Here is a 12,941-nt window from a genome sequence, read left to right on the forward strand (position 1 = left end):
TTTTGTAATGGTGCTATATTTTTTTTACAATAGCACCTAGTTTTACCCATAATCTTTACGGGCATTTTTACAATTATAAAATTACACAACAAAAGTGTACCATGCTTACCCTGAAAACAATGAAAAATGAGGGAAGTAGGGGTTTTGATTAGTAAACACCCATTATAAAGAAGTAGTAATATGTAAACGTGTTACCTATATTCCTCTCTGGCCGGACTAAAAACATCCATTAATCTGCATGGCGTAATCGCCTTGCCGCTGTGTGGAAGGTTTGAAGCTATGGGGACTATATCGCCAGCACCATATATTCTCGTTTTTCCGTCCAAGGTAAATTCAAACTTTCCCTCTATCACATGCATGATCTGTTCGTGAACATGATGGTGCTCCGGAACTACGGCATCTTTTTCTACATTCCAAAATACCAATGTCATGTTGTTCGTATGTACCAATTTACCGTGGTAACCGGGCATTATTTCTTTTGGGGCAATCGTTGCGAGATTCATGGGTATTGTAAATGTGCGTTATATAAATTGATAGTCGTTGAAACCAATCGCTTTTGCGAATAATCTTGATAAGCAATATACTGAATAAAATAGCAAAAAGCGCTAGAAATAAAGTGTTTGCCAAGTTTTTGTCAAGAGAGAAAAAATTTTGAGCCAGAACGATAGACATCCCTAATGTAGAATAGCCAATAAGAGCCATTAAAATACTGATAAATGTATTTGCTAGAAAATGTTTCACTACATTTCTATAAAGTTACTATTTATCTTCAATACCTTTTTATGGATAATGTTCGTTGCGTATGTTAAGGTAATTCTGTCGATTCGTATTAACGATAAGAATCTTAATTAGGAAAATTGTTATTGGTAGTTCTGCTGAGCTAAGCCGAAGTACTATTTTTCGTTCCTTAGAATTACTCGAAACAGCGTGTCGATATTATATTCCTTCAAAAAGCAAAATAGGTTTAGTTATAGTAGAGATACTCAATATTTATTGTCTATTACCAGGTTCGGATGACTTGTTTTCTGAGGTGCGGCAACCAGCACAAAATAAATATAAATCTATGGGTTTTTGAAGCTGGATTCAATTCCTATCTTTGATGGCAAATTTATTTTATGAAAATTCATTTTATAGCCATTGGCGGTAGTGCCATGCACAATTTGGCCTTGGCCTTGGCAAACAAGGGCTACACCGTTACAGGTAGTGACGATGTTATTTTCGAGCCTTCAAAATCTAGGTTGAATGCCGAGGGTTTGTTGCCGGCGGAATTTGGATGGTTTCCCGAAAAAATTCATAACGATTTAGATGCCATTGTTTTGGGAATGCATGCCAAAGCTGATAATCCAGAGCTGCTTAAGGCGCAAGAATTGGGACTTACCATTTATTCATATCCTGAATTTTTATATGAACAGTCCAAGAACAAGACCCGTGTTGTCATTGGCGGAAGCCATGGGAAAACTACTATAACCTCAATGATATTGCATGTACTCGATTATCATAAAATTGATGTTGATTATATGGTAGGTGCGCAGTTAGACGGTTTTGACCGTATGGTGCATTTGACCCAGGAGAATGATTTTATGGTTTTGGAAGGCGATGAATACTTATCGTCCGCTATTGACAGGAGACCCAAATTTCATCTGTACAAACCAAATATTGCTTTGTTGAGCGGTATCGCTTGGGACCATATAAATGTTTTTCCCACATATGAGAAGTATTTGGAGCAGTTTAGGATTTTCGTGGATAGTATCGTAAAAGGAGGAAGCATTACTTACAACGAAGAAGATTTGGAGGTAAAAAAAGTGGTCGAGGCCTCGGAAAATACGGTTCGTAAGCTACCCTATGTTACTCCTGAGTATTCGGTCGTAGATGGCGTAACGCTATTACAAACTCCCGAGGGCCTTATGCCTATTGAAGTTTTTGGTAAACATAACCTGAGCAATTTGGCTGGTGCCAAATGGATTTGCCAAAATATGGGGGTTGACGAGGATGATTTTTACGAAGCCATTGCTAGCTTTAAAGGGGCATCCAAACGATTGGAAAAAATCGCGGAAAGTACATCAAGTATAGCATTTAAAGATTTCGCGCATTCCCCCAGCAAGGTAGCTGCCACCACCAAAGCGGTAAAAGAACAATATCCCGGCAGAAAACTGATCGCTTTTTTGGAATTGCATACCTACAGCAGTTTTAATCCTGAATTTTTAAAAGAATACAAAGGGGCTTTGGATGCAGCCGATGAAGCTATTGTATTTTATTTGCCGGAATCCGTCGCCATAAAAAAATTAAAAGAGGTAACCCCTTCACAAATATCGGAAGCATTTCAACGCAATGATCTGCGGATTTTCACTGATTCAGCATCTTTTCATCAATTTGTAAATGATAAAGACTACAAGAACTCAATAGTTTTATTTATGAGTTCTGGCAACTATGGTGGATTGGATTTAGGCTCTGTCACCAACCGTATCGGTAAGTTAAAATTTTGATGCAGCAGGTGTTTTTCTTGGTATTTAAAAACATTGAGATGATCATTTTATCTCGATTCTTGGTTTATTGAACGAAAAAGACTACGTAACGGCTTGATTGCCATACTAAAGATAAGGCGACTACGTTGTATTTTAGTTGAACCATTTACCAAATCTTGAACATGCGCAAACTACTCCTTTATTTCACTTTGTTGTTATCTTCTTTTATGGTTTCACAGCAAGCGCAAGATTCGCAAAGCGATTCAAGCATAGAGCGTATAAATTCGACCCTGGACAGCTTGGAGTCAAAGATAACCGATGAGTTTTATCAAAATAATTTTTTGTCCGTACTCAAATACAGTGATGAAGCATTGAAATTGGCACGTAAAATCAATGACCAAACTCTGGTTTTTAGGCTTTTAAGGTATAGGGGCAGCGCATTTACCAAAATTAAGGATACGGTACGCGCGAAAAGAACTTTTGAAAAATCATACGAGAATGCCATAAAGTTGAACGACTCGATAGCTATAGCGAATACGTTGAACGATTTGGGGAATCTTTATCATGAATATGGGCAAGATGATAAAAGTATTGACTATTACAAACATTCTATCCGTATTCACGATAAGCTAAAGAACCAAAGGCAGTTGTATATTCTACACTATAACCTGGCCGAAATATATTTGGATGACGAAAACATCGCCAAGGCCGATTTTCATATTCAAAAATTACTCCCCTATTTCAATACCATAAAAAAGCCACTGCTAAAGGCCGCCTATTATTTCACAAAAGGTAAACTTTTACTGCTTCAGCAAAGACCGGACGAAGCCATTGAAATGTTCAAGAAAAATATCGAGGTCTCCAAAGCGTCCAATTTGACCGATGGTATTTTGGAAGGTTATGGGTTTTATATAAAGGCATTGGAGGCAAAACAAGATTACGAACAATTGTACCATATCAGAAAGGAGCTAGATAATTATAAGGATGAAAAATATGAAATAGAAAAAGCTGCGGCCATACAGGAGGTTACCGCTAGAATGAACGTTGATCAGTATAAGCAAGAGCTAAAGGCCAAGAATCTAGAAAACGAACTAAACCGACAAAAAGCCAATAGAAGCAGTACTATACTCTATGTTGTTATAGGTGCTACATTGATACTCGCCGGTTTTTTCATTGTTCTTTTGATTTCCAGCAAAAAAAGAAAAGAACTGGTACAAAACCTAAAAGCGAAGAATATCCAATATTTAGAGGCCAAACAAAAAGCGGAGGAACTCTCACAAGTAAAAACAAATTTTTTATCTGCGATCAGTCATGAATTAAGGACCCCTTTGTATGGTATAATAGGTATATCCTCTATTTTACAGGAAGATGTTGAACTAAAAAAACACAGTGAGGATATCAACGCCCTAAAGTTTTCGGCCGATTATCTGTTGTCACTGGTCAATGACCTACTCTTTTTGAATAAACTGGAGACCTTCAAAAAGAAAAAACTTGATTGTAAACCTTTTGAAATAAGGGAACTGGTAACGAACATTACCAATTCATTTGAATTTATGCGTACAAAAAACAATAATGTATTTGACGTGGTAATAGGAGAAAAAGTACCTCGTTTCCTCAAGGGCGACTTTGTAAAACTATCACAGATATTGATGAATCTGATAGGGAATGCCTGTAAATTTACAGAAGAGGGTACCATCAAGATCCATATAGATCAAACAAGATCAGGCGAAAAAAGTGTTGGCCTGCAATTTTCAATAGCGGATAACGGGCAAGGGATTTCCAAAGATAAACAGAAAATCATCTTTGATGAATTTACACAAGATAGCAAAGCTACCAACTTTCATGGTACGGGCCTTGGTTTGGCTATCGTAAAAAAACTTTTGGACCTGCACAATTCACCAATTACCTTAAAAAGTAAAAAAAACGTCGGTACAGCATTTTCGTTTACAATTGATTATGATATAGCCCACGAAGATGAGTTCAATACCGTTAAAAAGAAACATACTGTAAATAAACACATAGAAGGCAGCCATATTTTGGTTGTGGACGATAACAGGATCAACAGGTTGGTCACCCGTAAAATTTTGGAACGTAATAATTACGTATGTTCAGTAGCCGAAAATGGTCAAGAAGCCGTTGATATTGTAAAGAAAGAAGTATTTGATTTAATTTTGATGGATGTGAACATGCCAATAATGAACGGTTATGAGGCAACTTCTTTGATACGTGAATTCAATGCTACGGTACCTATCATAGCGCTCACGGCCATAGACCCCACTGAGTTAGGGGAAGATATCAATGCTAAAGGTATCAGCGATGTCATAATCAAACCCTACGACACCTTGGCGTTTTTAGATGTCATACGGCGTAATTTTGTGTCTACCATACAAATATAATTAGGAGAAAGATCGGGTAATGTTTTTATACCCCAAATTGTCTAAAGTGATGGTCAAGATGTTTGTACTGCATTTGCCCCCATTGTTCTTTGGTGAATTTTCCAAAAATAGGATGGGGATTCCACACGTTCCTATTTTTTAGCTCATGAAAATCCTTAATCAATTTTCTTAGTTCTACGCTTTCGATAGCATAATCTTTTTCTTCCGTAGCCTTCAATTGTGGTGCCGTGGGCAGGTTCTTGCGCCAAGGCTTATCGTTGTACATAGATTTTTTAAAAAATAGCTGTATCAGCGGATTTCCTTTTTTACCGGTATTTTTGTTCTCGATACCCAATTGTAAAGGGTATTTGCAATGCCATGCCATTTGCGCAGGTGTCATTCTGCCCCATAATCGATTAGATTTTTCATTGATTTTATCCAATCGCTGTAAAAGTTCATGATATGTGGATTCTTCGAAAATGGATTTCATTTAAATATGATTTAGTTGCTATTGAAATTTACGATAAAATTTTTAGTTGTTATCTTTAGCACATGCAAGAAAAGCCCATCTCTTTTTCCATAAAACATTGGTCAGATGATGATAAGCCTAGGGAGAAATTGGTTCAAAAGGGGAAATCGGTCTTGTCAGATGCCGAAATTATTGCGATTCTTATAGGTTCGGGAAGTAGGGAAGAAAGTGCGGTCGAACTTTCTAAACGTATCTTGGCATCGGTGAACAACAACCTTAACGAGCTAGGGAAATTATCCATAAAACAGTTGATGCAGTTCAAAGGTATTGGTGAGGCTAAGGCTTAACCAACTAATGTACCGTAAAATTAAAAAAATCCTATATCTTTACCAAATAAATTCGATGAAATTCATTGGTTATGAGGGATATAGTTGCAATCTACGCACGTATAAGCCAAGAAAAAGATGAGGTCGATGTTTCGATACCCCAGCAAATAGAACAGGGCAAAGCCTTTGCAAAATCTAAGGGCATGGGTTACGAAATATATTTCGATGAGGGTTATTCTGGTACTCTTCAAGCAAGAGAACGCCCAGCTATGTACAAGTTGTTACAGGATATAGTTAAAAAGGATTCTAGGATAGGTATTCTTTGGGGGCGTGAAATGTTCCGTCTGTACCGTGGAAATACCCCTAAGATAGAAATCCAGATGGTTTGTAAAAGGCATGATGTAGATATTTATTATGCCGATAAGAAACTGGATAATAGCGACCCTTTGGAAAAACTTATGGACAATATGTTAGGTGTCATGGGAGAGTTCTATGTAGACCTTACCAAACAGAATGTAAAACAGGCAATCAAAAAGAACTTCGAAGATGGTAAGGCGCACGGAGTAGCACCATATGGATATAAAACGGGAGAGGGCAAAAAGCTTGAAATCGATGAGGAACAAGCCAAGTGGGTCAAGAAAATGTTCCAATGGCACATAGAGGGTATGGGGCTTACCTCCATTACCAAAAAGCTAACCGATTTGAACGTGCCGACACAATACAGTGAGAAACATACCAGATTCAGCAAGAAATGGGATAGAACTACGGTTTACGCCATATTGATGAACAAACTATATTATGGGGTCAGGACACATTTGAAAAGGGAAATACCAGTACCAGAACTAGCCATTATAGACGAAGCGACTTATAACGAATCGTTAGTGGCATTTGAAGCCCTAAAAAGCTATACGGGCAAAAGAACATGGCACAAATACCTGATTATTGATTTGTTGTATTGCGCCCATTGTGGGGAAAGATATATAGGTAGGGCTGACAATAAGAACAACCATGTATACCGTTGCAACTCCAAGAGAAAGGGCAATTGCAAGAACAGGGATATACGCAAAAGCTATATTGAATCTTTTGTATGGGAATATATTAGGGAAGGTGGTATTTTATTGGACAATCTTTTGAACAGTACCGACAACCAAAACGAAAAGAGGAAAAAGGAACTTGAAGCCGAGGTATCAATATTGGAAAACGGTATGGAGAGGCTCAACGGTCAAAGCAGCAATATAATTAGATTGGCAGTAGAGGGTCTATTGTCCGATAGCGATTTGGCAGGGGAGAAGAAACGTATAGAGAGGGAAAAAATAGAGTACAGCGTCAAAATCAAGAACCTAAAAGAACAGATTGGGAGCATAAGGGAAGAAAAGGATTTGAAAAATGAAATATTGAAGGATTTCCATAAAGTCACTGGAAAAAGATACAACGATAAACTACCTCATTTCAAGGATTTTGTAAAACATAGGGAAATACAAAAGAACGTACTAGAAGAAAACTATCCCTTCAACGAAAAACAGCAATTTCTAAGAAAATATATCAATCGTATCTTGGTGGACTATACAAACGGTATTTTAAAGTTTACCTTTAATTTCAAAGCCCCGTTATCCGATAGAACCGTTTACATGGATAGGAATTTTTACGTAGCGGTCGATGCAGATACCAAACTGATGTACGACATGGGGCATCCCAAACAGCATAACGTATTCGATAACCTTAAAAAACTGATGCATACGATAACTCTTATGGAAAGGAAAAACGAGGATGGGGCGCAAGGATTAAAAAAATCCGCAAAGGTTGAAAATAACCCCTAATCTTACTATAACAATACAATAACACTTACCCATATAACCATATCAACATTCACTAGGGGGATAACACTAAAGATAGAATACAGATTGATGTTTTACCAAGGGAGCATACAACCCGATATAAATGATTTGTAGGGGGCTATGAACTTGACTTTGTTGTGGTCAATAAACTTAACTTTGTCGGGGGTTTCTAAATTCACTTTATGGAGAGTTTCTAAGTTAACTTTGTCGGGGGAGATTTGAAGAAAAAAACCGACCCATCCCAACGACCTTACACGTACACGGGAAAAACCCCTCAAAATCAACGATTTACGGCTGTTCTATAAATATCATTATGTAAAATAGAAACCTAACCATCTGATAGTCAGTAGTAAGTTGGTCGGGGGAGTGCCTAAATGTGATAGTATTGTGTTAAATCAAATAAAAACGGTTATAGTCCGTAACCATACTTTTGTCTGAAATCGGCTATTTGTTGGGGGAATATCAAATCTAATTAAAAGCACATAACAATAGCTATGATGGATAGTATAATTGGTAATATAATATCCAAAGAAAATATTAGAACTTTCCTAGCTTTATTAATGTTTCTTGTTTTCTTAGATAACTCATCCATTCGAGGATTACTTTGTTTCATTGTTATTGAATTTCCAATTTCGATGAATTTTATCTTATTCTTGTAATACTTTTGAAATTCTTCATCGAAATACCTAATCAATAATGCTACCAGAAAGTATATTACTATGAACCCAACTAGCTTGCTTAATAATGGGGTGTTGTACTTAGGTAAAGTAAAGCCAAAAAAGGTAATATCGCCAGTACTGTATTGTATCAATTGGCTCACTACTATCCCAGTGGCAGATGAAACAAGTAAGTTCTTTCTTAGAAGCTTTACATTGCCAAATTCCAGTTTGTCCAGTATATTGTCCATAAACCAAATATAACATTATTGGATAAAGCTTAGAAACACATACAGCCCGACCGCTAACAAGTTCAAAGCAAGTAACACAACTATGATAGTTAGTATCGTTTTAATTCCCTTATTAATGTTTGCCAGATACTCCGTTTGGATTGTTTGCTGGTAGAGTTGTTCCCTCACAATCCTTTCTGGTGCTTCGTCCTTGTACCGCTCATCGAACAATTTCTTTTTCTGTAAGCTGTTTATCATTGCATCAACGTTGCCCATTTTCAAGCTTTAAGTGATTTATACGTGTTTTTTGGGGTAATGTAATTACCATTATCAACCCATAAATTTTCAAATATTTCAGGAAAACTTTTGGATTACATTACGTGAGATATCTTTAATCTTTTGTGGCATTTCCTTGACCATTTCGACTGCCTCCCCCTTCACAAGCCAAGCGATGCCGAAAGAAACCACTGCCAAGGTTTCCATCCAAAACACGATGTTGGGTATTTCGTCATCCGATAAAAAGTATATGCCCAATATGACTATTGCCGTCCAGATAAGAATCCCAGATGTAATGTAGGTGTAGCGTTTCCACCTGATATTTTTCCCACGGGTAAATTTGAACAGTGACATGTAGCCCATCAAAAACACGAATATGGCAGCAGCAGTGAAATGTATATTGTTAAAGTATTCTACCAAATGCCCACGAAGCGGAAACCTTGATGAATCCTCTTTGCTCAAAACACATATTGCATCTATGACCGAACTTCCGCTATTATCGCAAGAGGTCGGTATGATTACTACCGCTAAGGCTGCCACACCAGCAATGTTCGTTATCCAGTTATCGTTGATTAACTCCCCTTTATCACTTGTATAGCCCTTGTAGGATATAAGAAAAAGAGCCAATGATGATAGCACTATAATAAAACATAGTGATGGATTGGTAAGGTAGTAATAATGGCTAATCGAGGATAGCAATTGCCCATCGTTCAAAACCCATAGCATGAAAGGTAATGTTAATCCCAGAATGCCAATAAGTTTTCTTATCCTGTAATCCGCTGGTCTAAAGGATGCCATGGCCTATTGTTTTTCATCCTTTTGTTTGCTCAAAAATGTAAAGCCAACTCCAAATGAATACCAAGGACGACCATTATATTGCCATTCCTTACCAATTTCGCCACTAGCTTTATCCCAACCTATTATAAAAGCAAGTTGAAAACTATCAAGTTCAACACCAACACCTCCAGTAAAAGTAGTCGCCATAACCAACCCATCTCCGGTGTTTGTACTTTCATCTATTTTATTATTGCTATTTATTCCAATACCACTGACTCCAGCAGAAAACATTGGTAAATGAAGGTATCTATTTTTTCTTCTATCAATCCTCAATCTGCTACTTACATAACCCCCTAAATTGATTTCGGGCGTTATACGCATGTTGTCATCGTTTATTTCAGGTCGAAGTTTGAAAGGCAATGATAATTGTGCACCATAATCAACATCCCAATCCCACAAAACATAGCGTTTGAATATAAAATCTTTATTCTCCATTTCATCGAACCTACTACTCTCAATTAAGAAAATCTTATTTCTATCTTGAACCGAAACCAATGCGTCATTTTCCTTGAACCATCTAGTGTCGTTCTTTTGTAGTTTATCTTCGTTAATATTATTAATTCTATATAATTTAGAACCATTTATATAATCCATATCATTAATACTTCTTCCATACTTTTCATAATCTTTACTTTCAACCAAAATTTTGTATTTGAAAGGTACTGGAGTCATTTTATAATACTTGATGGATTGCTCGTTTGTTAGTTTCTCGTAATACGTACCAATTCTATAAAATTGAGTTTCTTCTCCATACTTAAATCTTTTAATTTTATTTGGCTTGTTTTCTGTCGAATTCCCGTTTGTTTCATACTCGAAGTCATCTTTTTTCTCATCAAAAAGGAAAAGCTTAATATGCCCATTAAAGTAAAAGGCGAACGGCTCTGTTAATTGTTGTTTTTGAGAATATATAAAGTTTGAAAATAAAAGTAAACACAAAGTTGTTGCGAAAAAAGTTTTCATTCTGGTTGGTTTTGGTTATTCTTACTAAGGGGAGTGGTATAAACTTACAAAAGAGTTCTGGTATAAAAAAACATATTGGCTAATTTTGGAGAATGGGTCTGTACGAATACAAATTGTTGGACGATACCGAGCAATGGAATTTGCTATGGGATAAGGGTACTTTCCTTATCCATTGTATAGAAGTCGATAAGAAGTATTCTTTGTACGCCCTATATAATTTCTTCGTGGAAGTTGAACTGGACAATGAAACAAGTAGGATAATCGCAAAGAAGCATTTTAAAACAGGCGGTACGTTGGATAAGTACTCAGGTAATGTCGATATAAGCAATCTCTAAATGCCCAGTTGTTTCTGTATTTGTTCCTGTACCTTTTCGACAATAGATGCGCTGTAGGGAACGATAACATTTTTTAGTCTGGATTTGTTGTCTATAGATAGATATACCTTTAAATGAAGCCCATCATCCTTACAGACGGTTTTGAGCCTCAACTTTGCTTTGCCCTCAATATTCTTTGTGAGATATTTCTTCAATGCATGGGCTATTTCCGATTCTATAATCTCGATAGTGCCTATCAACTGGTTTAGGTCGTGAACCAGACGCTTTAACTTGTTGGAAGTTTTCATGTCACTAAAATAGAACAGGGTAATTTAAGATTGGGCGTAAATTGGTTAAAATGTGTAGGAAAATCTATCAATAGTATTTTTACTTTTGGGTAAACTTATATAACTATCAAGATGAACGGACTGGAAAGGGCTAAATTAAAAGATGAAATTTTAAGTTACGTTTTGGAAAATGGACGTTGTACGGATGATGAACTGTTTAAAGCTTTGGGTAAACCGATGGAATACATTGAAGATTTCCATGACCTCACTTTGGATATTTACATACATTACCATATATATTTCAATATGGAAACAAGAAAATCTATGGTGTCCAACAAAAAAGAGATATCTTATGATAAAACAGATAAAACACATATTTTCTTAAAACAAGGTGGTTGTACGGCTATTGAAAAAAAGCATATTAAAGAGATGAATATTGAAAAGAATGTAAAACGGGCATCGAACAAAAAAACTATTGTTGACGCTAAATATTGGTGGTTGCCCTATGCTATTTCTGGTTTAAGCCTTTTGTTTGCTGGATGGGCTGCATTTAAACCAGCACCGAATCCCCCGACAAAAGATGAGCCGTTAATAGAGATACAGGATAGGATGGACTATATCGAAGGTATTTTGATGAAACAGAACGATAGCCTAAAGAATGAAATTTATGAGGCAAACCTATTGATTGATAGCTATGAAAAAGAGATAGTGAGAGCGGACTAACCATCTTTTTTAACTTTTTTCTTTTTTAGTTTTCGTATATTTTTCAAATATTGTTCCCCATTCCATTTAACCTCTGCATCGATGTACCTTTGGTATTTAAGATACCATAAAACAAAACCTAGAATCATAAGTAATCCACCTGTAAGCCCTACCGCTAAATAGAAATTTAGATTTCTCTCCGTTGTATCAACTAAATTATCGTAGTTGCTCTCAATATCATTGGCTTCTGCGACTTTCTTTTCTGATTCTTTTTTAATTTTTTGAAGCAATTCTTCATAATTTTTCAACTCTTCATGCCCCATTTCTTTTAAAACTTCATGGGGTAATATATTTTCGTTTTGAATTGTGTAAATTTCACGCTCTAGCTTTTGCATTTTTGGCGCATATTTATAGTTTTCTAACCATAATTTTTCTTCGATTTGATATGAAAAGTATATGCTGAAAGAAAATATAACTAAGCCGAATAATGCTATAAACTTATAAAGGTTGTCGGTAGGTAGTGATGGAATATTCATATTTTCAAATATATCGAATTAATCTACCGATGTAAGAATTTCACTGACCCTATTTTCAGCCTCTGTAACGAACGTTTCCGTCAGTTCCGATTCAAGTTTCATTACTCTGTTTTCAATGCTGCTACCGCCTTTAAAACACTCCACACGGCACATATAACTATCTCCATCAAATCTATCGTAACATTCTACCTTGATATGGTCGAATCCGTACTTTTTAAGCCTGAATTTCAGTAGCTTTTCTACCAGTTTTTCCTGTCTGTATAAATTCATTTTCTTTCCTTTATCCAAATGTTGTTATTTGGGCTATGGTACGAATACCCATGGTACTCAAATCTTCCGTACTTTTCTATTAAGCCTTTTAGGATGCATGACATCTGATAGATGTTCTTATGTATCTGCATGACCGTACCGTTTTTGCAGATACTGTATTTGCCAGAATCGACCTTAGCCCAATTTTTGTTTACCCTGATAATCATTTTTCCGTTACCATGGATGCAATGGTGTATAAAAACGTTGAGCCTTAAATCGGATATTTCCTCAATGGTTGAATAGGTCATAAAGTTTGATATTGGAATAAATCCAAAATTATGGAAAATATCCATTTAAAAAAATATTGTGGATAACTAAAAATCAATCTTGGTTCGATTGATATTAAAGGATACTGTAACCCAAAGTA

Annotated in this window: 14 protein-coding genes and 1 pseudogene; 6 read left to right on the plus strand and 9 right to left on the minus strand. The window is 36.2% G+C overall.

Annotated features, from left to right (window positions below; translation table 11 throughout):
- Positions 1–191 precede the first annotated feature (191 nt).
- Positions 192–503 (minus strand): cupin domain-containing protein, encoded by a 312-nt coding sequence (locus HYG79_RS11930; RefSeq protein WP_179242308.1) that lies wholly within the window; start codon positions 501–503, stop codon positions 192–194.
- A 612-nt stretch (positions 504–1,115) separates the two neighbouring features.
- On the opposite strand from HYG79_RS11930, the gene HYG79_RS11935 reads away from it, so the two are divergent.
- Together HYG79_RS11935 and HYG79_RS11940 are read left to right on the plus strand one after the other, a co-directional pair.
- Positions 1,116–2,483: a UDP-N-acetylmuramate--L-alanine ligase gene (locus HYG79_RS11935; RefSeq protein WP_179242309.1), complete on the plus strand. Its 1,368-nt coding sequence runs from the start codon at positions 1,116–1,118 to the stop codon at positions 2,481–2,483.
- 161 nt (positions 2,484–2,644) lie between these two features.
- On the plus strand, positions 2,645–4,858 hold the full coding sequence (locus tag HYG79_RS11940) for an ATP-binding response regulator (protein WP_179242310.1): 2,214 nt from the start codon (positions 2,645–2,647) through the stop codon (positions 4,856–4,858).
- A gap of 25 nt (positions 4,859–4,883) precedes the next feature.
- Here HYG79_RS11940 and HYG79_RS11945 read toward each other — a convergent pair whose 3' ends face one another.
- On the minus strand, positions 4,884–5,327 hold the full coding sequence (locus HYG79_RS11945) for a DUF1569 domain-containing protein (RefSeq protein ID WP_179242311.1): 444 nt from the start codon (positions 5,325–5,327) through the stop codon (positions 4,884–4,886).
- A gap of 62 nt (positions 5,328–5,389) precedes the next feature.
- Between HYG79_RS11945 and HYG79_RS11950 the strand changes: the two are divergent.
- Together HYG79_RS11950 and HYG79_RS11955 are read left to right on the plus strand one after the other, a co-directional pair.
- Positions 5,390–5,650: pseudogene (locus HYG79_RS11950) on the plus strand (UPF0758 domain-containing protein); the annotation flags it as partial.
- Positions 5,651–5,724: 74 nt separating this feature from the next.
- Positions 5,725–7,449, plus strand: coding sequence for a recombinase family protein (locus tag HYG79_RS11955; protein ID WP_179242312.1), 1,725 nt, complete (start codon positions 5,725–5,727; stop codon positions 7,447–7,449).
- Positions 7,450–8,389: 940 nt separating this feature from the next.
- Here the strand turns inward: HYG79_RS11955 and HYG79_RS11960 are convergent.
- From HYG79_RS11960 to HYG79_RS11970, 3 genes are all read right to left on the minus strand, one after another.
- The gene (locus HYG79_RS11960) at positions 8,390–8,629 is read right to left on the minus strand and encodes a hypothetical protein (RefSeq protein WP_179242313.1); all 240 of its coding nucleotides are present in this window, start codon (positions 8,627–8,629) and stop codon (positions 8,390–8,392) included.
- 78 nt (positions 8,630–8,707) lie between these two features.
- Positions 8,708–9,427: a hypothetical protein gene (locus HYG79_RS11965; protein WP_179242314.1), complete on the minus strand. Its 720-nt coding sequence runs from the start codon at positions 9,425–9,427 to the stop codon at positions 8,708–8,710.
- Positions 9,428–9,430: 3 nt separating this feature from the next.
- Positions 9,431–10,426 (minus strand): hypothetical protein, encoded by a 996-nt coding sequence (locus tag HYG79_RS11970; RefSeq protein ID WP_179242315.1) that lies wholly within the window; start codon positions 10,424–10,426, stop codon positions 9,431–9,433.
- Positions 10,427–10,518: 92 nt separating this feature from the next.
- On the opposite strand from HYG79_RS11970, the gene HYG79_RS11975 reads away from it, so the two are divergent.
- Positions 10,519–10,761: a hypothetical protein gene (locus HYG79_RS11975; RefSeq protein WP_179242316.1), complete on the plus strand. Its 243-nt coding sequence runs from the start codon at positions 10,519–10,521 to the stop codon at positions 10,759–10,761.
- Here HYG79_RS11975 and HYG79_RS11980 read toward each other — a convergent pair.
- Positions 10,758–11,048 carry a hypothetical protein gene (locus HYG79_RS11980; protein ID WP_179242317.1) on the minus strand — a complete coding sequence of 97 codons (291 nt, stop codon included), beginning with the start codon at positions 11,046–11,048 and terminating at the stop codon, positions 10,758–10,760. The genes HYG79_RS11975 and HYG79_RS11980 overlap by 4 nt on opposite strands.
- Positions 11,049–11,159: 111 nt before the next feature.
- Between HYG79_RS11980 and HYG79_RS11985 the strand changes: the two genes are divergently transcribed.
- On the plus strand, positions 11,160–11,750 hold the full coding sequence (locus HYG79_RS11985) for a hypothetical protein (RefSeq protein ID WP_179242318.1): 591 nt from the start codon (positions 11,160–11,162) through the stop codon (positions 11,748–11,750).
- Here the strand turns inward: HYG79_RS11985 and HYG79_RS11990 are convergent.
- Genes HYG79_RS11990 through HYG79_RS12000 form a run of 3 tightly spaced genes read right to left on the minus strand, consistent with a single transcriptional unit; the run spans position 11,747 to position 12,822 of the window.
- Positions 11,747–12,265, minus strand: a complete 519-nt coding sequence (locus HYG79_RS11990; protein ID WP_179242319.1) for a hypothetical protein — start codon at positions 12,263–12,265, stop codon at positions 11,747–11,749. The two genes, HYG79_RS11985 and HYG79_RS11990, sit on opposite strands and share 4 nt — an antisense overlap.
- An 18-nt stretch (positions 12,266–12,283) precedes the next feature.
- Positions 12,284–12,535, minus strand: a complete 252-nt coding sequence (locus tag HYG79_RS11995; RefSeq protein WP_179242320.1) for a hypothetical protein — start codon at positions 12,533–12,535, stop codon at positions 12,284–12,286.
- Entirely contained in the window at positions 12,532–12,822 is a 291-nt protein-coding gene (locus tag HYG79_RS12000; protein WP_179242321.1) for a hypothetical protein, read from the minus strand. The genes HYG79_RS11995 and HYG79_RS12000 overlap by 4 nt, the downstream gene beginning before the upstream one ends.
- Positions 12,823–12,941: the final 119 nt, after the last annotated feature.

Source organism: Costertonia aggregata, from assembly GCF_013402795.1.
In the GTDB taxonomy this organism is placed as follows: domain Bacteria; phylum Bacteroidota; class Bacteroidia; order Flavobacteriales; family Flavobacteriaceae; genus Costertonia; species Costertonia aggregata.

Bases quoted from the DNA above. Each gene is read 5' to 3' on its own strand.
- HYG79_RS11930 (WP_179242308.1), bottom strand. From the start codon at position 503: ATGAATCTCGCAACGATTGCCCCAAAAGAAATAATGCCCGGTTACCAC.
- HYG79_RS11945 (WP_179242311.1), bottom strand. From the start codon at position 5,327: ATGAAATCCATTTTCGAAGAATCCACATATCATGAACTTTTACAGCGA.
- HYG79_RS11980 (WP_179242317.1), bottom strand. From the start codon at position 11,048: ATGAAAACTTCCAACAAGTTAAAGCGTCTGGTTCACGACCTAAACCAG.
- HYG79_RS11995 (WP_179242320.1), bottom strand. From the start codon at position 12,535: ATGAATTTATACAGACAGGAAAAACTGGTAGAAAAGCTACTGAAATTC.
- HYG79_RS11960 (WP_179242313.1), bottom strand. From the start codon at position 8,629: ATGGGCAACGTTGATGCAATGATAAACAGCTTACAGAAAAAGAAATTG.
- HYG79_RS11975 (WP_179242316.1), top strand. From the start codon at position 10,519: ATGGGTCTGTACGAATACAAATTGTTGGACGATACCGAGCAATGGAAT.
- HYG79_RS11955 (WP_179242312.1), top strand. From the start codon at position 5,725: ATGAGGGATATAGTTGCAATCTACGCACGTATAAGCCAAGAAAAAGAT.
- HYG79_RS11985 (WP_179242318.1), top strand. From the start codon at position 11,160: ATGAACGGACTGGAAAGGGCTAAATTAAAAGATGAAATTTTAAGTTAC.
- HYG79_RS11940 (WP_179242310.1), top strand. From the start codon at position 2,645: ATGCGCAAACTACTCCTTTATTTCACTTTGTTGTTATCTTCTTTTATG.
- HYG79_RS11970 (WP_179242315.1), bottom strand. From the start codon at position 10,426: ATGAAAACTTTTTTCGCAACAACTTTGTGTTTACTTTTATTTTCAAAC.
- HYG79_RS11965 (WP_179242314.1), bottom strand. From the start codon at position 9,427: ATGGCATCCTTTAGACCAGCGGATTACAGGATAAGAAAACTTATTGGC.
- HYG79_RS12000 (WP_179242321.1), bottom strand. From the start codon at position 12,822: ATGACCTATTCAACCATTGAGGAAATATCCGATTTAAGGCTCAACGTT.
- HYG79_RS11935 (WP_179242309.1), top strand. From the start codon at position 1,116: ATGAAAATTCATTTTATAGCCATTGGCGGTAGTGCCATGCACAATTTG.
- HYG79_RS11990 (WP_179242319.1), bottom strand. From the start codon at position 12,265: ATGAATATTCCATCACTACCTACCGACAACCTTTATAAGTTTATAGCA.